The 19189-nt window shown below is 69.6% G+C and carries 17 protein-coding genes and 1 pseudogene; 11 read left to right on the top strand and 7 right to left on the bottom strand.

Features of this window, described 5'->3' with window-relative positions; all coding sequences use genetic code 11:
• Position 1 precedes the first annotated feature (1 nt).
• The 4 genes from secF to G6N48_RS10040 are packed head-to-tail and all read left to right on the top strand — an operon-like array spanning position 2 to position 5883.
• Complete coding sequence (secF, locus tag G6N48_RS10055; RefSeq protein WP_085267256.1) at positions 2 to 1267, top strand: protein translocase subunit SecF; 1266 nt, start codon at positions 2 to 4, stop codon at positions 1265 to 1267.
• 5 nt (positions 1268 to 1272) lie between these two features.
• Positions 1273 to 2931 carry an ABC transporter substrate-binding protein gene (locus tag G6N48_RS10050; RefSeq protein ID WP_085267257.1) on the top strand — a complete coding sequence of 553 codons (1659 nt, stop codon included), beginning with the start codon at positions 1273 to 1275 and terminating at the stop codon, positions 2929 to 2931.
• Positions 2913 to 3470 carry an adenine phosphoribosyltransferase gene (locus G6N48_RS10045; protein WP_085267258.1) on the top strand — a complete coding sequence of 186 codons (558 nt, stop codon included), beginning with the start codon at positions 2913 to 2915 and terminating at the stop codon, positions 3468 to 3470. The genes G6N48_RS10050 and G6N48_RS10045 overlap by 19 nt, the downstream gene beginning before the upstream one ends.
• A 43-nt stretch (positions 3471 to 3513) precedes the next feature.
• Positions 3514 to 5883: a RelA/SpoT family protein gene (locus tag G6N48_RS10040; protein WP_085267294.1), complete on the top strand. Its 2370-nt coding sequence runs from the start codon at positions 3514 to 3516 to the stop codon at positions 5881 to 5883.
• Between the two features lie 23 nt (positions 5884 to 5906).
• On the opposite strand, the gene G6N48_RS10035 is transcribed toward G6N48_RS10040, so the two are convergent.
• The gene (locus G6N48_RS10035; RefSeq protein ID WP_085267259.1) at positions 5907 to 7658 is read right to left on the bottom strand and encodes a protein kinase domain-containing protein; all 1752 of its coding nucleotides are present in this window, start codon (positions 7656 to 7658) and stop codon (positions 5907 to 5909) included.
• Positions 7659 to 7732: 74 nt separating this feature from the next.
• The gene (locus G6N48_RS10030) at positions 7733 to 8632 is read right to left on the bottom strand and encodes a peptidylprolyl isomerase (protein WP_085267260.1); all 900 of its coding nucleotides are present in this window, start codon (positions 8630 to 8632) and stop codon (positions 7733 to 7735) included.
• A 99-nt stretch (positions 8633 to 8731) separates the two neighbouring features.
• Between G6N48_RS10030 and G6N48_RS10025 the strand changes: the two genes are divergently transcribed.
• Both G6N48_RS10025 and hisS read left to right on the top strand, forming a co-directional pair.
• Positions 8732 to 9394, top strand: coding sequence for an MBL fold metallo-hydrolase (locus G6N48_RS10025; RefSeq protein WP_085267261.1), 663 nt, complete (start codon positions 8732 to 8734; stop codon positions 9392 to 9394).
• Entirely contained in the window at positions 9391 to 10653 is a 1263-nt protein-coding gene (gene hisS, locus G6N48_RS10020) for a histidine--tRNA ligase (RefSeq protein WP_085267262.1), read from the top strand. Before G6N48_RS10025 ends, hisS begins: the two co-directional genes overlap by 4 nt.
• A 3-nt stretch (positions 10654 to 10656) precedes the next feature.
• Here hisS and G6N48_RS10015 read toward each other — a convergent pair whose 3' ends face one another.
• From G6N48_RS10015 to G6N48_RS10000, 4 genes are read right to left on the bottom strand one after another with little or no spacing between them, the layout of a single operon-like run.
• Positions 10657 to 11382, bottom strand: coding sequence for a sulfite exporter TauE/SafE family protein (locus G6N48_RS10015; protein WP_085267263.1), 726 nt, complete (start codon positions 11380 to 11382; stop codon positions 10657 to 10659).
• Between the two features lie 48 nt (positions 11383 to 11430).
• A complete protein-coding gene (locus G6N48_RS10010; protein WP_085267264.1) occupies positions 11431 to 12474 on the bottom strand; it encodes a zinc-binding dehydrogenase in 1044 nt (347 codons plus the stop codon).
• On the bottom strand, positions 12471 to 13181 hold the full coding sequence (locus tag G6N48_RS10005; RefSeq protein WP_085267265.1) for a phosphonatase-like hydrolase: 711 nt from the start codon (positions 13179 to 13181) through the stop codon (positions 12471 to 12473). The genes G6N48_RS10010 and G6N48_RS10005 overlap by 4 nt, the downstream gene beginning before the upstream one ends.
• 12 nt (positions 13182 to 13193) lie before the next feature.
• Positions 13194 to 13937, bottom strand: a complete 744-nt coding sequence (locus tag G6N48_RS10000; RefSeq protein ID WP_085267266.1) for a GntR family transcriptional regulator — start codon at positions 13935 to 13937, stop codon at positions 13194 to 13196.
• Between the two features lie 176 nt (positions 13938 to 14113).
• On the opposite strand from G6N48_RS10000, the gene G6N48_RS09995 reads away from it, so the two are divergent.
• The 5 genes and pseudogenes from G6N48_RS09995 to G6N48_RS09975 form a co-directional block, all read left to right on the top strand.
• Positions 14114 to 15547, top strand: a complete 1434-nt coding sequence (locus tag G6N48_RS09995) for an MFS transporter (protein ID WP_161494159.1) — start codon at positions 14114 to 14116, stop codon at positions 15545 to 15547.
• A gap of 22 nt (positions 15548 to 15569) precedes the next feature.
• A complete protein-coding gene (locus G6N48_RS09990; protein WP_161494160.1) occupies positions 15570 to 16115 on the top strand; it encodes an HD domain-containing protein in 546 nt (181 codons plus the stop codon).
• Positions 16112 to 16999, top strand: coding sequence for an alpha/beta fold hydrolase (locus tag G6N48_RS09985; RefSeq protein ID WP_085267269.1), 888 nt, complete (start codon positions 16112 to 16114; stop codon positions 16997 to 16999). The genes G6N48_RS09990 and G6N48_RS09985 overlap by 4 nt, the downstream gene beginning before the upstream one ends.
• A 9-nt stretch (positions 17000 to 17008) precedes the next feature.
• On the top strand, positions 17009 to 17923 hold the full coding sequence (locus tag G6N48_RS09980; protein WP_332107549.1) for an oxidoreductase: 915 nt from the start codon (positions 17009 to 17011) through the stop codon (positions 17921 to 17923).
• 52 nt (positions 17924 to 17975) lie between these two features.
• A pseudogene (locus tag G6N48_RS09975) lies at positions 17976 to 18426 on the top strand (DUF222 domain-containing protein); the annotation flags it as partial.
• Between the two features lie 66 nt (positions 18427 to 18492).
• Here G6N48_RS09975 and G6N48_RS09970 read toward each other — a convergent pair.
• Positions 18493 to 18750, bottom strand: coding sequence for a hypothetical protein (locus G6N48_RS09970; protein ID WP_085267271.1), 258 nt, complete (start codon positions 18748 to 18750; stop codon positions 18493 to 18495).
• Between the last annotated feature and the right edge of the window lie 439 nt (positions 18751 to 19189).

Below are 19189 nucleotides of genomic sequence, written 5' to 3'. Positions count from 1 at the left end.
CATGGCTGCCGAAGACGCGACCGAGATCACCGAGTCCGAGGGCGCGGTCGAATCGACCGACGGCGCCGCCGGGCAGCCGCGCCGCAGCTTCATCTCCCGGCTCTACACCGGCACCGGCGCGTTCGAGGTCGTCGGGCGCCGCAGGCTGTGGTTCGGCATCAGCGGCGCGATAGTGGCGATCGCGATCCTGAGCATCCTGTTGCGGGGCTTCACCTTCGGCATCGACTTCAAGGGCGGCACCACGGTGTCGATGCCGCGCGGCACGGCGCAGACGTCGCAAGTGACCGAGGTGTTCCGCAAGACCCTCGGCACCGACCCGGAGTCGGTGGTCGTCGTCGGCAGCGGCGCCTCGGCGACCGTGCAGATCCGGTCGGAGACGCTGTCCAACGACCAGACCGCCAAGCTGCGCGACGCCCTGTTCGAGGCCTTCGGACCGAAGGGCGCCGACGGTAAACCCAGCAAGAAGGCCATCAGCGACTCGGCGGTCTCGGAGACCTGGGGCGACCAGATCACCAAGAAGGCGCTGATCGCGCTCGTCATCTTCCTGGCACTGGTCAGCCTTTACATCACGATCCGCTACGAGCGCTACATGACGCTGGCGGCCATCGCCGCCATGTTCTTCGACCTGACCGTCACCGCCGGCGTCTACTCGCTGGTGGGCTTCGAGGTCACCCCGGCCACGGTGATCGGCCTGTTGACCATCCTCGGTTTCTCCCTCTACGACACCGTGATCGTGTTCGACAAGGTCGAGGAGAACACGCACGGCTTCCAGCACACCACCAGGCGCACGTTCGCCGAACAGGCCAACCTGGCCATCAACCAGACGTTCATGCGCTCGATCAACACCAGCCTGATCGGGGTCCTGCCGGTGCTCGCGCTGATGGTGGTCGCGGTGTGGCTGCTGGGTGTCGGCACGCTGAAGGACCTGGCGCTGGTGCAGCTGATCGGCATCCTGATCGGCACCTACTCGTCGATCTTCTTCGCCACCCCGCTGCTGGTGAGCATGCGTGAACGCACCGAACTGGTGCGCACCCACACGCGCCGGGTGCTCAGGCGCCGCGGCGGCGGTTCGCGCGCCGAGACGGCCGCGAAGCCTTCCGACCCGGGCGACTCCGAGGCGGCCGAGCAGGACACCGCCGAGGCCGACGTGCCGAGCAAGGAAGCGCCGGGCAAGCCGGCGCCGAGCAAGCCCGCGCCGGGCGCGCGTCCGGCGCGGCCCACCGGGACGCGGCGGCCGACCGGCAAGCGAAACGCGGGCCGACGGTAACCAGCATGACCCGGGGGCGCCTCGCGTGGTGGACGAGCGCTGCTGTCGTGGGGCTGGCCGCGCTGTTCGTGGCGGCCTGGACGCTGACCGCCTGCTCCGGCAGCGCCGCCTCGCAGGTCGACTACGTGGTCGACGGACCCCTGGTCACCTACAACACCAACACCGTCGTCGGCGCGGCGTCGGCCGGGGCGCAGGCGTTCGCCCGCACGCTCATCGGCTTCGGCTATCACGGGCCGGACGGACAGGTCGTGGCCGACCGCGACTTCGGCTCGGTCTCGGTGGTGAGCGGCGCTCCGCTGGCGCTCGACTACCAGATCGCCGACAACGCCGTCTACTCCGACGGCAAGCCGGTGACCTGCGACGACCTGGTGCTCGCGTGGGCGGCGCAGTCCGGCCGGTTCGCCGGGTTCGACGCCGCGACCCAGGCCGGCTACGCCGACATCGCCAACGTCGACTGCATCCCCGGGCAGAAGAAGGCCCGGGTGACGTTCGCGCCGGACCGCGGAATCGTCGACTACAACCAGCTGTTCGGCGCGACCTCGCTGATGCCGTCGCACGTCATCGCCGACCAGCTGAACGCCGACGTGACCACGGCGCTGCTCGGCAACAACGCGCCCGCGGTGGCCCAGATCGCCAAGCTGTGGAACAGCACCTGGGACCTCAAGCCGGGCCTGGACCTCAAGCGCTTCCCGTCGTCGGGACCGTACCGGATCGAATCGATCCTCGACGGCGGCGCGGTGGTGCTCGTCGCGAACGACCGCTGGTGGGGTCCCAAACCGATCACCAAGCGCATCACGGTGTGGCCGCAGGGCCCCGACATCCAGGACCGTGTCAACAGCCGCAGCGTCGACGTGGTCGACGTCGCGGCCGGCTCCTCGGGAGCGCTCGCCACGCCCGACGGCTACGAGCGCAGCGATGGGCCGTCCGCCGGGATCGAGCAGCTGATCTTCGCCCTGCGCGGGCCGCTGGCCGACCCCAAGGCCCGGCGCGCGTTCGCCATGTGCACGCCGCGCGACATGATCGCCCACGACGCCGGCGTGCCGATCGCCAATTCCCGCCTTGACCCGGCCACCGACGACGCGGTGTCGGCCGGGGACGGCGCCGCCGATGCCGCCAAGTTCGCCAAGCCGGACCCCGCCGCCGCCCGCGACGCGCTGGGCGGGGCGCCGACGACGGTGCGGATCGGCTACCAGGGGCCCAACGCCCGGCTCGCCGTGACCGTCGGGCAGATCACCAAGTCGTGCGCCCCGGCCGGCATCACCGTGTCCGACGTCGCCCTGGACACCTCGGGACCGCAGGCGCTCAAGGACGGCAAGATCGACGTGTTGATCGCGAGCACCGGGGGAGCGACGGGCAGCGGGTCGACCGGCTCGTCGGCGATCGACGCCTACGACCTGCACAGCGGCAACGGCAACAACCTGTCCGGGTACGCCAACCCGCAGGTCGACGGGGTGATCAGCGGGCTCGCCGTGTCGGCGGACGCCGCCGAGCGGGTGCGGCTGCTGGCGGAGGCCGCGCCGGTACTGTGGGGCGATATGCCGACCCTGCCCCTGTACCGGCAGCAGCGCACGCTGCTGATGTCGAAGAGGATGTACGCGGTGAGCAAGAATCCGACCCGCTGGGGAGCGGGCTGGAACATGGACCGATGGGCGTCGGTGCAGTGACCAGCGTCAGCGGGACCGCGCCCGTCGCCGACCTGATCGCGTCGCTCACCCGCGAGGTGGCCGACTTCCCGGAGCCGGGGATCCAGTTCAAGGACCTCACCCCGGTTTTCGCCGACGCGGCGGCGATGACGGCGATCGTCGACGCGCTGGCCGGGGTCGCCTCCGGCGCCGACCTGGTCGCCGGGATCGACTCCCGCGGATTTCTGGTGGCGGCGGCTGTCGCCGACCGCCTGCGCACCGGGGTGCTGGCCATCCGCAAGGGCGGCAAGCTGCCGCCGCCGGTGTACACCGAGCGGTATGACCTGGAATACGGCAGCGCCACGCTGGAGATCGCCGCCGAAGGCATCGACCTGCACGGCCGCGACGTGGTGATCGTCGACGACGTGCTGGCCACCGGAGGCACGCTGGCCGCGGCGTGCCGCCTGCTCGAGCGCGGCGGCGCGCGGGTGCCGGCGGCCGCGGTGGTGATGGAACTGACCGCGCTGGGCGGCCGCGAGGCCATCGCGCCGCTGCGGGTGCACAGCCTGAGTCGGGCCTGACCCGCCCCACCCCGCGATATCCTCGAGATCGGAGGTGAACGACGTGGCTGACGACCAGAGCACTGCGCAGGCGATCGCGGCGCCCGAGCCGGCGCAGCCCGCGTCGCCCCAGGTCACCGAGCCGCCGGAACCGCCGGTCGAGGCCACGAAGAGCAGCAGCGCGTCCCGCCGGGTGCGCGCCCGGCTGGCCCGGCGGATGACCGCTCAGCGCAGCACCCTCAATCCGGTGCTCGAACCGCTGGTGGCGGTGCACCGGGAGATCTACCCGAAGGCGAACCTGTCGCTGTTGCAGCGGGCCTTCGAGGTGGCCGACCAGCGGCACGCCACCCAGCTGCGCCACTCCGGCGACCCCTACATCACCCACCCGCTGGCGGTCGCGACCATCCTGGCCGAATTGGGCATGGACACCACCACTTTGGTCGCGGCGCTGCTGCACGACACGGTCGAGGACACCGGGTACACCCTGGAGGCCCTCAGCGAGGAGTTCGGCGAAGAGGTGGGCCATCTCGTCGACGGGGTGACCAAGCTGGACCGGGTGGTGCTGGGCACCGCCGCCGAGGGCGAGACCATCCGCAAGATGATCACCGCGATGGCCCGCGATCCCCGGGTGCTGGTGATCAAGGTGGCCGACCGCCTGCACAACATGCGCACCATGCGCTTCCTGCCGCCCGAGAAGCAGGCGCGCAAGGCCCGCGAGACGCTCGAAGTCATTGCGCCCCTTGCCCATCGGCTGGGGATGGCCAGCGTCAAGTGGGAGCTCGAGGACCTGTCGTTCGCGATCCTGCATCCCAAGAAGTACGACGAGATCGTGCGGCTGGTCGCCGGCCGCGCGCCGTCCCGCGACACCTACCTGGCCAAGGTGCGCGCCGAGATCACCAACACCCTGAGCGCGTCGAAGATCAAGGCCACGGTCGAGGGCCGGCCCAAGCACTACTGGTCGATCTACCAGAAGATGATCGTCAAGGGGCGGGACTTCGACGACATCCACGACCTGGTCGGCATCCGGATCCTGTGCGACGAGATCCGGGACTGCTACGCCGCCGTCGGCGTGGTGCACTCCCTGTGGCAGCCGATGGCGGGCCGGTTCAAGGACTACATCGCCCAGCCCAGATACGGTGTCTACCAATCGCTGCACACCACGGTCGTCGGGCCGGAGGGTAAGCCCCTGGAGGTGCAGATCCGCACCCGCGACATGCACCGCACCGCCGAATACGGCATCGCAGCGCACTGGCGCTACAAGGAGGCCAAGGGCCGCAACGGTGTTCCGCATCCCCACGCCGCCGCCGAAATCGACGACATGGCGTGGATGCGCCAGCTGCTGGACTGGCAACGGGAGGCCGCCGATCCCGGCGAGTTCCTGGAGTCGCTGCGCTACGACCTTGCGGTGCAAGAGATCTTCGTCTTCACGCCCAAGGGCGACGTCATCACGCTGCCCGCCGGGTCGACACCGGTGGACTTCGCCTACGCGGTGCACACCGAGGTCGGCCACCGCTGTATCGGCGCCCGGGTCAACGGCCGGCTGGTGGCGCTGGAGCGCAAGCTCGACAACGGCGAAGTCGTCGAGGTGTTCACCTCCAAGGCGCCCAACGCGGGGCCGTCGCGGGACTGGCAGCAGTTTGTGGTGTCGCCGCGGGCCAAGACGAAGATCCGGCAGTGGTTCGCCAAGGAGCGTCGCGAGGAGGCGCTGGAGGCCGGCAAGGAGGCGATGGCCCGCGAGGTCCGCCGCGGCGGACTTCCGTTGCAGCGCTTGATGAATGCCGAGTCCATGGCGGCGGTCGCGCGCGAACTCCATTACAGCGACGTCTCGGCGCTGTACACCGCGATCGGCGAGGGTCACGTGTCGGCGCGCCACGCGGTGCAGCGCCTGCTGGCCGAGCTCGGCGGCATCGACCAGGCCGAAGAGGACCTCGCGGAGCGGTCGACTCCCACCACCATGCTGCGCCGCCCGCGCAGCAGCGACGACGTCGGCGTGTCCGTGCCCGGCGCCCGCGGGGTGCTGACCAAGCTGGCCAAGTGCTGCACGCCGGTGCCGGGGGACCCGATCATGGGCTTCGTCACCCGCGGCGGCGGGGTGAGCGTGCACCGCACCGACTGCACGAACGCCGCGTCGCTGCAGCAGCAGGCCGAGCGCATCATCGAGGTGCTGTGGGCGCCCTCGCCGTCGTCGGTGTTCCTGGTGGCCATTCAGGTCGAGGCGCTCGACAGGCACCGGTTGCTGTCGGATATCACGCGGGTGCTCGCCGACGAGAAGGTCAACATCCTCTCGGCGTCGGTCACGACCTCCGGCGACCGGGTGGCGATCAGCCGGTTCACCTTCGAGATGGGCGATCCCAAGCACCTCGGGCACGTTCTCAACGTCGTGCGCAACGTCGAAGGGGTGTTCGACGTGTACCGCGTGACGTCAGCGGCTTAGAACGGTATGGCGGCGGGTCGCCGTCAGTCGAGCCGCACCGAGTTGACCGTGATCGCCTTGGCGGGAGCGCCGTCGTCACCGCCGCCGGCGACGCCCACCTGGGAGATCTTGTCGAGCGTGTCCAGGCCGGCCTCGTCGATCGTCCCGAACACCGTGGAAGTCGCCTGCAGGTCGGAATCGGTGAACACGAGGTTGAACACGCTGCTGTTGGTGTTCGGGGTCTGACCCGGGGCCATGGCCACGGTGCCGCGCGGGTAGACCACCCCCTGCGCGATCGCCGGGTCACCGGGCGGGTACTGGTCGGCCGGGTACTCGTCGGCAACGTTGTACCCCGGGCCGCCGGTGCCGTCGCTCTCGGTGGCGCCGCACTGCAGCAAGCCGAATCTGGGCTGGATACCCAGCCGGGTGCACGGGGTGTTGTTGTAGAACTGCTGCTTGACCAGGCTGACGAAGCTGTTCACCGTGCACGGGGACTCGTTGGTGGCGAGCTTGATCCCGATGTCGCCGTAGTTGGTGGAGATGGTGGCGCTGCGGCCCGGCGTTGTCGAGACCCTGCCCGACGGCGGCGGTTCGACGGGTTTGGTCGCGGCGTCCTGCGAGGGCGGGTACTGGCAGTTCGCGCCGAGGTCGGCGGGCGGCGCGAACGCCGGCATCGGTAGCGCCCCGGACGGGACGGGCGAGGTTGCCCCCCACCCTCTGAGTGTTCGCGGGTGGACGGGGGTTGTCGACGCGGTGCTCGCGGCCGGGGTGTCGGAGCGATGCACGAGGCTGATGACCAACGCCGTCACCGCGGCCAGCGAGACGACCGACGCGCCGACGATGCCCAGGACCAGCCGCCGGCCGGGTTGCCGGTTCTCCGGGCGCGGGGGCGGCGGTCCGCCCCATGGGGGTGGCGGCGGTACGGGGGGCGGTGGCGGGTTGGGCACGCGGGCCGCCGCCGTGGCGACGCTCAGGCTCGCCAGCGCCTGTTTTGCGGCCTCGGCGAGCTCGATCGCGCTCTGGTAGCGCTGGTTGGGGTCCTTGGCCATGCCCCGGGCCACCACCTCGTCGAACGCGGCGGGCAGGTCGGGGCACATCGCCGAAGGGCGCGGCGGCGGGGTGTTCAGGTGCGCGTTGAGCTGTTCTTCCAGTGTCTGACCGTCGAAGGGCCGCTTGCCGGTGAGGCATTCGTAGAGCACGCAGGCCAGCGAATAGACGTCGGCCCGGTGATCCGTTGTGCCCCTGAAGCGCTCGGGCGCCAGGTAGGCAACGGTGCCCATCGTGGCGCCGGTGTTGGTGAGTTGGGTGTCGGCTTCCGCGCGGGCCAGACCGAAGTCGATGAGGTAGACGAAGTCGTGGGCGGTGGTGACCAGGATGTTCATCGGCTTGATGTCGCGATGGATCAGTCCCACCCGGTGGGCGCTATCCAGTGCCGCGGCAACCTGTTCGATCACCGCCACCGCACGATCCGGGCCCAGCCGTCCGCCGTGTTCGGCGATGTAGCGGGACAGGTCGCGACCCTCGATGAGCCGCATGTCGACGTAGAGCCGGCCGTCGATCTCGCCGTAGCCGTGGATGGGCACCACGTGCGGGTCGTTGAGGCCGGCCGCTATGCGTGCCTCCCGGCGGAAGCGGCGCTGAAAGTCTTCGTCCTCGGCCAGATGCGGCGGAAGGACTTTGAGGGCAACCACCCGATCGGTGGTGGTGTCGTGGGCACGGTAGACGCGTCCCATGCCGCCGCGGCCCAACAGCCCCTCTATCCGGTAGTGACCGAATGATTCCGGATCCAGATTCACCCAACGACAATAAACTCTCGACAGCGCGTGCCGTGGGAATCCGGCTCAATCAGAAGTGGTTTCGCGCCGCGTGGTCAGTCGAGCAACACCGACGTGATGGTGACGTCGGTGGCCGGCGGCCCGTCGTCGCCACCGCCGCTGACGCCGGCCTTGGCGATCTTGTCGAGGGTCGCCAGCCCGTCGGCCTGGATCGTGCCGAACACGGTGTACTGGGGCGGCAGCTGAGAGTCCTTGTAGACCATGAAGAACTGGCTGCCGTTGGTGCCCGGCCCGGCGTTGGCCATCGCCAGCGTGCCGCGCGGGTACAGCACCGGCTCCTGGGCCTTCGGGTCGTTCGGCGGGTACTGGTCGGTCGGGTATTCGTTGGCGAATTGGTAGCCGGGACCGCCGGTGCCGTCGCCCTTGGGGTCGCCGCACTGCAGGACGCCCAGCGTCGGTGAGGTCGTCAGCCGGTGGCAGCTGGTGTTGTCGAAGTACTTCTGGCCGATCAGGCTGGCGAAACTGTTTACCGTGCAGGGGGATTCGTTGTTGGCGAGCATCAGTCCGACGTGGCCCTGGTTGGTCACCATGCTGGCGCTCACCTGGGCCGGGGTGGTCGGCACCTTGCCGGTGCGCGGCGGCTTCACCGGCTTGGCGGCCGGGTCCGACGACGCGGGGTACTGGCAGTTGGCGCCCACGCTCGCCGACGGCTTGAACGCCGGTAGCGGCGGGACGGCAGCCGCCGGCGGCGTCGCGTCCGGGGTGGACTCGGGGGCGCTGCTGCTCGGGGCGGTGGTCGACGTGGCGGTGTTGCTCGCGTGTTCGTGCTTGGTGTTGATTACCGCGATCGCGACCACGGCGATGATGGCCACGGCCGCGACAGCGCCGGCGGTGATCAGCGCTATCCGGCGTCGCTTGGCCTGCTTCTGGCGCTTCTCGAGCTGGCGCTCGAGTTTGCGCTTGGCGTTGGCACGTCGCTGTTCGTTGGTCGGCACGGCGGGTATGCCTCCATGGTCTCGGGCCCGAGGTAGCCAGCTCAGGCTAATGTGGGCGCCGCGGCCGGTCTCACCCGGCCCCATGGGAAACTGGGAACTGTGTTGATCACCGGATTTCCCGCGGGGCTGTTGCAGTGCAACTGCTACGTGCTGGCCGAACGGCCCGGAACGGACGCCGTCATCGTCGATCCGGGGCAGGGCGCCATGGGCCCGATCCGGCGCATTCTCGACAAGAACCGGCTGACCCCGGCGGCGGTGCTGTTGACGCACGGGCACATCGACCACATCTGGTCCGCGCAGAAGGTGTCCGACACCTTCGGCTGCCCCACCTACATCCACCCCGAGGACCGGTTCATGCTGAAGGACCCGATCCACGGGCTGGGACCGCGGCTGGCGCAGGTGATGGCGGGGGCCTTCTTCCGCGAGCCCAGGCAGGTTGTCGAGCTCGACCGCGACGGCGACAAGCTCGACCTCGGCAGTGTGAGCGTGAACGTCGATCACACGCCGGGGCACACCCGCGGATCGGTGGTCTTCCGGGTGTCGGCCGACGAAGAGGTGGTGTTCACCGGCGACACGCTGTTCGAACGCTCGGTGGGCCGCACCGACCTGTTCGGCGGCAGCGGCCGTGACCTGCTGACGTCGATCCTGGGCAAGCTCCTGGTGCTCGACGACAAGACCGTCGTGCTGCCGGGGCACGGAAACTCCACCACCATCGGCGCCGAGCGGCGGCTGAACCCCTTCCTCGAGGGCCTGGGCACGTGACGGAGTTCTCGGCTCCCAAGGGCGTCCCGGATTACTTCCCGCCCGATTCGGCGCAGTTCGTGGCCGTGCGCTCCAGCCTGCTCGGCGCTGCGCGGCGGGCCGGTTACGGCGACATCGAGCTGCCCGTCTTCGAGGACACCGCCCTGTTCGCCCGCGGCGTCGGCGAATCCACCGACGTGGTGTCCAAGGAGATGTATACGTTCGCCGACCGCGGGGACCGCTCGGTGACCCTGCGCCCGGAGGGCACGGCCGGGGTGGTTCGCGCGGTGATCGAACACGGGCTCGACCGCGGCGCCCTGCCGGTCAAGCTGTGCTATGCGGGCCCGTTCTTCCGCTACGAGCGACCCCAGGCCGGCCGCTACCGGCAGCTGCAACAGGTTGGCGTCGAGGCGATCGGCGTCGACGACCCGGCGCTGGACGCCGAGGTGATCGCGGTCGCCGACGCCGGCTTCCGTTCGCTGGGGCTCGACGGGTTCCGGCTCGAGATCACCTCCCTGGGTGACGAGACCTGCCGTCCGCAGTATCGGGAGTTGTTGCAGGAGTTCTTGCTTGGGCTCGACCTCGACGACGACACCCGGCGGCGCGCGCAGATCAACCCGCTGCGGGTGCTCGACGACAAGCGTCCCGAGGTGCGCGCGATGACGGCCGGCGCACCGGTGCTGCTCGACCATCTCTCGGGCGGCGCCAAGCAGCACTTCGACACCGTGCTCGCGCACCTGGACGCGATCGGGGTCCCGTACGTCGTCAACCCCCGCATGGTGCGCGGGCTGGATTACTACACCAAGACCACCTTCGAGTTCGTCCACGATGGTCTGGGCGCGCAGTCCGGCATCGGCGGCGGCGGCCGCTACGACGGCCTGATGCGCCAGCTCGGCGGCCAGGACCTGTCCGGCATCGGGTTCGGCCTCGGGGTGGACCGGACCCTGCTGGCGCTGCGCGCGGAGGGCAAGAGCGTGGGGGAGTCCGCCAGGTGCGACGTGTTCTGCGTGCCGCTGAGCGAGGCGGCCAAGCTGCGGCTGGCGGTGTTGGCGGCGCAGCTGCGTTCGTCCGGTATCCGCGTCGACATGGCCTACGGCGACCGCGGCCTCAAGGGCGCGATGCGCGCGGCCGACCGTTCGGGCGCCCGCGTCGCGCTGGTGCTCGGCGACCGCGACATCGAAGCGGGTACCGCCGGGGTCAAGGACCTGGCGACCGGCGAGCAGGTTTCGGTGCCTTTGGATTCCGTTGTCGGCGAGGTTGTTTCGCGCTTCGCCGGGTGATCCTCAGCGCAGGGTCGCTACGAGGGTCCCGATGCCCGCGACGCCCAGCACGAGGTCGATGAGCAGGCCGTAGGTTCGGGTGTGCAGGCGGCGCACCAGTGGACGGGCCAGGAACGGCCCCAGCATCAGCGCGGCCCCGATCGCGACGCCGCGGATGATGACGGTGTGGGTCAGGACTCCGAACTGGCCGAAGGTGGCCATCTTGGCCACGTAGAGCACCATGGCACTGGCGGCCTCGGTGCCCAGGAAGGCGCCGCCGGTGAGTCCGTACCCGGTGAACACCGGCACGCTGAGCGGACCGGTGGACAGGACCAGGCCGGTGAGGAAACCGACAACGCCACCCGCGACGCCGAGCTGCCACAACCGCATCCGCCATCGGCGCGCCGCGACGATCCGGCGCACGGCGATCATCAGCAGGAAGAAGCCGCCGAGCGCGTTCTCCACCACGGACTGGGGGACGGTCAGCAGCGTATGGGCTCCGAGCACGGCGGCGGGCGTGCCCGGCACGGCGTAGGCGAGCACGGGCCTCCAGCGAATCTGCTTCCACCAGGCTAAGACTCGGCCCACGTTGGCCATGACGGCCGCGATGCCCATGACCGGTACGGCGACGCGCGGCCCATACATCACCACGAGCACCGGCAGCAGCACCAACGACGACCCGGTGCCGACCAGCCCGCCGAGCGCGCCGGCGCACAGGGCGATCAGGAACAGCCAGACATAGGTGAGCATGAGGTGTCTTTCCCGGTGCGCGGCGCTTTCGCGACGGCTGGTTCGTGCTCAGGGGGCGATCGAGTACCGCGGCATGGCTCCGGCCGAGGCCGTCAACAGGGCGCCGACGTCGTCGAGCTGTTTCGGCGCGGCGACCAGCTCCGGCCACCCGAAGCGGTCGAGTGTCGCGCGCAGGAAGTCCAGCGCGGCGCCCAGATGGCGGGGCTCGTAGTTGTGCACGCCGGCGATGCACAATTGACGGCGCACCACCGACTCCGGGTCCACGCTGATCGGCGCGCCGGGCAGGACGGAGCCGGCCAGCACGCCCATTCCCTGCACGTCGAGCGTGCCCATCCCGGCTTGTAGCGCCGCCGGCGAGCCGGAAAACTCAAGCAGCACATCGCATTTATCGTCTTCGCTGATCGACGGTCGCACTGCTGTCGCGCCGAAGCGCTGTGCGAGCGTGCGCCTCGCCGGCGCCGGATCGACCGCGAGCACCCGCGCGGCTCCGGCCCAGGTGGCGGCGGCCACCGCCGCCAGGCCCAGCATGCCCGCACCGATGACGATCACCCGGCGGCCGGCCATCGGGCCGGCGCGCTCGGTCACCGCCATGACCGTGGCCGTCGCGCAGGCCGCGGGCGCCGCGACGGCGTCGGGCAGGTCGTCGTCGACGATCGCAATCGCCAATCCCCTTGGCAACACGACATGTTGGGCGTAGCCACCGGACAGCGTCCAGCCGGAGTCCAGGGCCTCGTGCCCGGCCTTGCGCACGTTGCGGCATTTCGCGGTCACGCCGGCGCGGCACCGGTCGCACGCGCCGCACGGCAGCGTCACCGACCAGATGACGCGCTGCCCCTCCCGCAGTGGCCGGCCGTCGACCGCCCGTGGCGCACCCGTTCCGAGCGAGACGATCTGGCCGACGGTCTCGTGGCCGAGGATCGACGGGCACGGCTGGGTGCGGCGTCCGCTGACTGTATGGCGGTCGCTGCCGCACACGGTGGCCAGTCGCACGCGCACCAGCACCTCGCCCGGGCACAGCGGCGGCACCCGAACGGGCTCCACGGTGATCGCTTCGCCACCGCGCCAAATGGCGGCGAGGGTGTGTGCGGTCACGCGATGCTCACCGCCGCGCGGGGAGCGCCGACGAAGGCGGGCAGGTCGGCGACCGACGGCAACAGATGGGTGTGTCGATGCGCGCCGAGTTCCTCGGCCGTGCCGGCGCCGGAAAGGACGCCGACGACGAACGCCGCGCCGGCGTTGGTGCCGGCCTCGAGATCGCGCGGCGTGTCTCCGGCGATGAGCACGCGCGCCACGTCGGTGACACCGAGCCGTTCCATCGCCCGGAAGATCATGTACGGGGCGGGGCGCCCGGTCGGTACATCGCTGCCGCACACGACGGTGTCGACAACTGAATCGCCTTGCCAGCCCAGCGCTTCGAGCAGCGACTCGGCGATCTCGCGGTCGAAGCCGGTGTTGAGTGCGACCCGGATCCCGGCCTCCCGCAGATCGGCCAGGGCCTCGGGCACGCCGGGCAGTGGCACCGGCGGTGCGGCGGTGTAGGCGGCCGTCAATCGCGCACGAAAATCGCCGACGACGGCGTGCAGCCGTTCGTCGTGCGGTGGCGTGCCGCCGGGCGGGGTGAGCAATGCCCGCAGTGCCTCGTGCTTGGCCGAGCCGTGCCAGCGTGCGATGTCCTCGCGCGTGGGCGTCGCCCCGTGGGCCGCCGCGGTCTCTCCGAGCACGCGGTAGACCTGCATGCCGTCATCGATGGTGGTGCCCGCCATGTCCAGCACGACGAGCTCGGGCGGGGATTGGGTCATGCGGGCCTCCGGTCAGGGTTTCGCGTTACGCACCAACGCACAGCGCGCGTCGAGGGTGTTTTCGAGGGTGAAGCTGATCAGCCCGGGCAGGTAGCGGTCGTCGTGGTATTCGATGACCTCGCCGTCGGCGCTGCGGGTGCGGCGTTGTTGACGCAACAGCGGCGCACCCTCGTCCACGCCGAGGTTCAGCGCGTCGACGGGGTCGGCGGCGACGGCGTCGATCACGTGTGAAGCGGTGCGGAACTGTACGCCCTGCGACAGCAGATACGCCCACAATGAGCCCGAGTCGCAATCGAAGTCGAACAGCCGACGGCCGACGTGCTCGACGAAGGTGGCGCGCTCGAGCATGGCCGGCTCGCCGTCGAGCAGACGCAACCGCAGCACCTGTACCACGGGCACGCCCAGCTCTACGCCGAGTTCGGCCGCCGCAGATTCGTCGGCGCGGCGCAGCGCCAGCTCCAGCGTGCGCTGTCCGGGTGTGCGGCCGATCGAATGAGCCCAGGCGGAGTAGGACAGGAGAGTGTCGAAGGGCTGGCCGATCGACGAGGAGCACACCACCGGCGGCTTTCCGCGGCCACCGGCGATGACTCCCTCGGCGCGCAGCGTGGCCAGTGCCTGGCGCACCGGCCCGCGCGAGGCGTTCCACCGGTCACAGAGCTGGGACTCGGACGGCAGCGCGGCGCCGAGCGCGAGCTCACCTCGCTGGATCTGTTCGCGCAGGCTGTCGGCGATTACCTCATGCAACGCCACGGTCATGAAACTTGACTATACATGTTGTTCGAGGAATCGGATAGCGATGATCGGCTCAAACATACTGCCGGTGAACCGCTTCTGAATTCTAAGGCTCCTACTTCGGCGAGGCGTTGACAGAGCGAGGCCAGATGCCTGACGGTACTTCTCATGACAAGTTCGGCCGTTTCCCGGAGGCTTCCATGACCACCGCCGCCCGCGCCACCGTCGCGGAGTCGATCGACGACGCGAAACTGGGTGTCTTCCATTTCAAGGCGGCGACGACTGCCGGAGCCGGGTTCTTCACCGACTCCTACGACCTGAACGTGATCGGCACGGTGACCCTGTTGGCCACCACGCAGTTCCACCTCAACGGCGATCAGATCTCGATGCTGACGAGTTCGACACTGCTCGCAGTCGCGTTGGGCGCCATGCTTTTCGGGCGGCTCGGCGATCTGTTCGGGCGTCGCCGGGTGTACGGCCTGGAAGCCGTGTTGATGATGATCGGTGCCCTTGTCTCCGCGCTGGCGCCCAATTTCACGGTGCTCCTGGTCGGCCGGCTGATCCTCGGGCTGGGCATCGGTGGTGACTACCCGGCCAGCGGTGTGATCATGACCGAGTACGCCAACCGCCGCAACCGCGGCCGCCTGGTCGGACTGACCTTCATCTTCTACGTGTTCGGTCAGGTGTGCGCCTACCTGGTCAGCCTGCTGGTCCTGGCCATCGGCGTTCCCGACGCGATGGCCTGGCGGCTGATCGTCGGAATCGGTGTGCTGCCGTCGCTGCTGGTGCTGTATCAGCGCAGGCATATGCCGGAGTCGCCACGCTGGACCGCCGATCGGGGCGACGAGCGACGGGCGCGCCAGGACTTCGAGTCCTTCTCCACCCAGTCGAGCAACACCACGTTCTCGGCCCCTGCCGAGTTGGCTGCCCCACGAGTGGGGCTGCGCTCGGCCGTGGTGAATAGGCGCATCCTGATCACCCTGCTGGGCACCGCGGGCAGCTGGTTCTTCTTCAACGTTGCGGTGTACGGCAATTCGGTCAGCCAGCCGCTGCTGATCAAGAGCATCGCGCCGCACGGGACCGTACTGTCGAACATCGCGATCAACGCGGTCCTGGTGGTCTGCTTCAGCCTTGGCGGCGGCATCGCCGGACTGCTCATCCTGGACCGGATGCCGCGTCGGAGGCTGCAGGTCACCGGCTTCGGCCTGTGTGCCGCCGCAATGCTGGCCATCGCCGTGGTGCCGAGCCTGAGCGCCGCCGTGGTCCCGTTCGCGGTCGTCTTCGGTGTCTCGTTGTTCGGGATCGCCTTCGGTCCCGGCTACACCACGATGTTGCTGGCGGCCGAGTCCTATCCCACCTCGATCCGCAGCACCTTCCACGGGCTGTCGGCCGGTGTCGCCAAGGTGGGCGCCTTCGCCGGCGCCCTACTGGTGCCGCTGCTGTTGACCGGGGCGGGGCTGCGTGCGGTGATGCTGCTGGCGTTCTGCTGCTACGGGGCCGCAATCGCCGCGACCATGCTGTTGCGGGAGCCGAACGGCCTCGCCCTCGACGACGTCAGCAGGGACATGCACGTAGGGGCGCCCACACCGGCCGCCGTATCGAAATCGTCGGCGCGGCAACCACTTGACGCCTGAACACCCAGGAAGGAGGCGTGCCGTGCCCACCCCCCGTTTCTCGGTCGACGACGCCATCGAGATCCTGCGGCGACTCGAGAAGACCCCCTATGAGGACGAGGCCGTCAATCAGCTTCAGCACGCGCTGCAAACCGCGCAGTTCGCCCGAGGAGCCAAGAGCGACAACGACATGGTGGCGGCGGCGCTACTGCACGACATCGGCCGCGCACCGGAGGTCCTCGACCGCTACGGGCCGGGCGGGCACGACCGTGTGGGGGCCGCATTCTGCGCGGACCACATCTGCGCGAGGGCAGCGTTTCTGGTCGGGCAGCACGTCGCCGCCAAGCGTTACCTGGTGGCGACCCGCCCGGGGTACAGCGGCATTCTCAGTCCCGCGTCCGTGCGGTCACTGCGCAGGCAAGGCGGCCCGATGACGTCTGAGGAAGCGGCCGAGTTCGAATCGCACCCGTTTCACGAAGAGGCGGCGCAGCTACGCTACTGGGATGACTCGGCGAAGGACCGCACGGCTCGAACCGACGATCTGCCGTCCTACGCCGGCCTGCTCACCAGCGTCTGGGTGAGTCCATGACTCACGAGTCGGTGCGGGCGGGCGTGCTCGATGTCGCCTATGAACGATCCGGCGATCGCCGGGGATGGCCGGTGGTGCTGTTGCATGGCTTTCCCTACGCACCAAGGTGTTACGACGGCGTTGTCGGTCGGCTCGCCGACGCGGGTGCGGACGTCATCGTGCCGTATCTACGCGGTTACGGGCCAACGCGGTTCGTCGACGCCGCGACGCCGCGCTCCGGGCAGCAGGCAGCGCTGGCGCACGACTTGCGGGACCTGATCGCAGCGCTGCAGTTGCGCCGGCCGATCGTCGCCGGCTTCGACTGGGGCGGCCGAGCCGCCTGCCTGGTCGCGGCGCTGTGGCCGGAACTGGTGTCCGGACTGGTCACCGTGGACGGATACAACGTGCAGAACATCGCTGCGGCGCTCACGCCCGCGACGCCGGATCGCGAGTCAGCCTATTGGTACCAGTACTATCTGCACGGTGAGCGGGGGAGACGCGGCCTGGAGCGCTACCGTGCCGAGTACGCGAGGCTGCTGTGGAAACAGTGGTCGCCGCGGTGGTCGTTCACCGACGAAATGTTGACAGCGACAGTGGAATCGTTCGACAATCCCGACTTCGTCGACGTCGTCGTGCACAGTTACCGCCATCGCTATGGTTTGGTCGCAGGCGATCCGGCCTACGACGCGACCGAGCAGCGCATCGCCACCGAGCCGGTCGTCACGGTGCCCACCGTCGTGCTCGACACCAAGTACGACGGGCTCCCGCCCCGGCCGATGTCCGGCAGCCACGACGATCACTTCGCGCGGCTCGTCGCGCATCGCGTTGTCGAAGCCGGACATGGTCTTCCGCAGGAACGGCCTCGCGAATTCGCCGAGGCCGTGCTGCTGCTGAAGCCGCGGTGAGGGCGGCTGGTGATTCGGGACGAGAGGGCCGTGACGTCTGAAGCGCCCACCGTCGCCCTCGTCGGTCCGGGGGCGATCGGCACCACCGTGGCCGCGGCGCTGCACGAGGCCGGCCGGACGCCGACGATTTGCGGTCGCTCGGCGCGCGACCGCCTGGAGCTGCGCGCCGACGGCGGTCGTGTCGTCGTGCCGGGGCCGGTGCGAATCGATCCGGGCGAGCTCGACGCCACCTTCGACCTGGTATTCCTCGCGGTCAAGTCGACCCAGGTGAAGGCGGCCGCGCCCTGGCTTTCGGTGTTGTGCGGCCCGAACACCGTTGTCTGCGTCCTGCAGAACGGCGTCGAGCAGAAAACGCTTGTCGGACCGTACCTTTCCGGCGGCGCGGTGCTGCCCTCGGTGGTGTGGTTTCCCGCTCAACGCGAACCGGACGCCTCGGTGTGGCTGCGCGGCGAAGCGCGCATCACCGTGCCGGACGAGCCGGCGAGCGCCGTGGTGCTCGAGGCGTTGCGCGGCACCTGTTGCTCGGTCGACGTGGCGGCGGACTTCACGTCCGTCGCGTGGCGAAAGCTCCTGCAAAACGCCGTCGCGGGTTTGATGGTTCTGGCTGGTCGCCGTGCTGGCATGTTCGCCCGAACCGACGTCACCGGGCTGGCGCTGGCCTACCTCCGCGAATGCCTCGAGGTTGCTCGCGCCGAGGGCGCGACGCTGGAAGACGAAGTGCCGCAGGCGATCGTCGACAAATTTCGCGGCTCTCCGGCCGACCTGGGCACCTCCATTCTCGCCGACCGGCAAGCCGGCCGTCCCCTCGAATGGGACAGCCGGAACGGGGTCGTGCTGCGGCGTGGACGTTCGCACGGCATCCCCACGCCGATCAGCGATCTGGTCGTGCCGCTGTTGGCGGCCGCCAGCGACGGGCCCGGTTAGGGTCTGCCGCGGTGACGACGATGGCCGGCCTCGTCGACCGCGGTTGCCGGACGACCAGCGCCGCGCCGACGCGTTGGGGGCCCTGGCTTGCGGGGCCAATCGGCTGGGTTGCCGGTGCGGGTCGCCGGATTGCGCGGCCGGGGCGGGGGCCGGGGGCCTCGGCGGTGGTGATCCACGTGGTCGCCGAGTGGGCCGCTTTAGCGGGCGGCGGGTCGGCGCCGGCGGTCCTGCCGGGGGCCGAAGGGTTGATCCCGGCCGACGTGCTCGCCGAGTTGGCCGCCTCGACGCGGCTGGCGCCGGTCGTCTGGCCGTCGGATGTCCCCGAACCGCGCTACACGCCCTCGGCCCGGCTGGCGGATTTCGTACGATGCCGGGACCTGACGTGCCGGGCGCCCGGGTGTGACCGGCCCGCGGTGGACTGCGACATCGACCGCACGGTCCCGTACGCCGACGGCGGGTCCACGCATCTGTCCAACCTGAAATCGCTGTGCCGCCGCCATCACCAGCGGGGTTAAGTACGTTCCAGCGACCAGGGGTTTTGGTCCGTCATCGATAGGTCCTGCCGCGGCTCAGGGGGTGTTGGCCTTGAGGACCGCGTCAAACTCAGCGGAGGTGCACTCGGCGTCGATCTGCTGCTCGATCCAGGCGTGCACGGTGTCAGCGCGGAGGGCACTGGTGGCGGTGTGCTCATCGACCAGGTCGGGCAAGCGCGCGACCAACTCCGATACCACCGCCTCGAGGTCCACGCCGGACACCCCCGCCGCCTTCTCGCGGATGACGTCCTCTAGATCAGCACGCGTCACGCGAACCTTGTTGAAATCACTCACAAGCCAACGCCTTTCTCGATTCAAACATCAACCACCCCTGGCTGCAGTGGGCTCCATGCCGCAGCGGCGAGCGCTCGAAGATCGCCAACGGGGATTGAGGCCGAGCTGCGGTCGCAAGCCGTACACCTGAACGTGTAGGCGACCACCACGCCCGGAATAACACCCCCGTGATCCCCGGCGTAAGCCGCCGAGTAGTGCCTGCCGACGACATCGTCTCCGTCGAAGACCCAGATCTGAAACGGGTCACTGGAATGCCAGCCCACCGCGCCAAGTCGACGACCATTCCCCGGGCCAGAGCAGGCGCGGCACACGACCGGCACGACACGGTCCAGGTCGGGGGTGGTTGGCGTCGTCATGTACACCACGATCTCACGCCATTACGGGCGTGTCTACAGCGTCGCCAAAGATTTTAAGAGATATTGCTAGGAGGGTGATGGCG

This window comes from Mycobacterium parmense (assembly GCF_010730575.1).
Classification (GTDB): Bacteria; Actinomycetota; Actinomycetes; order Mycobacteriales; family Mycobacteriaceae; genus Mycobacterium; species Mycobacterium parmense.
Note: the sequence above shows the minus strand (reverse complement) of the source record. Positions and strands in the feature narration are given on the sequence as shown.

Coding starts and splice junctions, on each gene's coding strand:
- G6N48_RS09995 (WP_161494159.1), top strand. CDS start 14,114: ATGACCACCGCCGCCCGCGCCACCGTCGCGGAGTCGATCGACGACGCG.
- G6N48_RS10015 (WP_085267263.1), bottom strand. CDS start 11,382: ATGCTCACCTATGTCTGGCTGTTCCTGATCGCCCTGTGCGCCGGCGCG.
- G6N48_RS09985 (WP_085267269.1), top strand. CDS start 16,112: ATGACTCACGAGTCGGTGCGGGCGGGCGTGCTCGATGTCGCCTATGAA.
- G6N48_RS10000 (WP_085267266.1), bottom strand. CDS start 13,937: ATGACCGTGGCGTTGCATGAGGTAATCGCCGACAGCCTGCGCGAACAG.
- G6N48_RS10045 (WP_085267258.1), top strand. CDS start 2,913: ATGGGCGTCGGTGCAGTGACCAGCGTCAGCGGGACCGCGCCCGTCGCC.
- G6N48_RS10005 (WP_085267265.1), bottom strand. CDS start 13,181: ATGACCCAATCCCCGCCCGAGCTCGTCGTGCTGGACATGGCGGGCACC.
- secF (WP_085267256.1), top strand. CDS start 2: ATGGCTGCCGAAGACGCGACCGAGATCACCGAGTCCGAGGGCGCGGTC.
- G6N48_RS10050 (WP_085267257.1), top strand. CDS start 1,273: ATGACCCGGGGGCGCCTCGCGTGGTGGACGAGCGCTGCTGTCGTGGGG.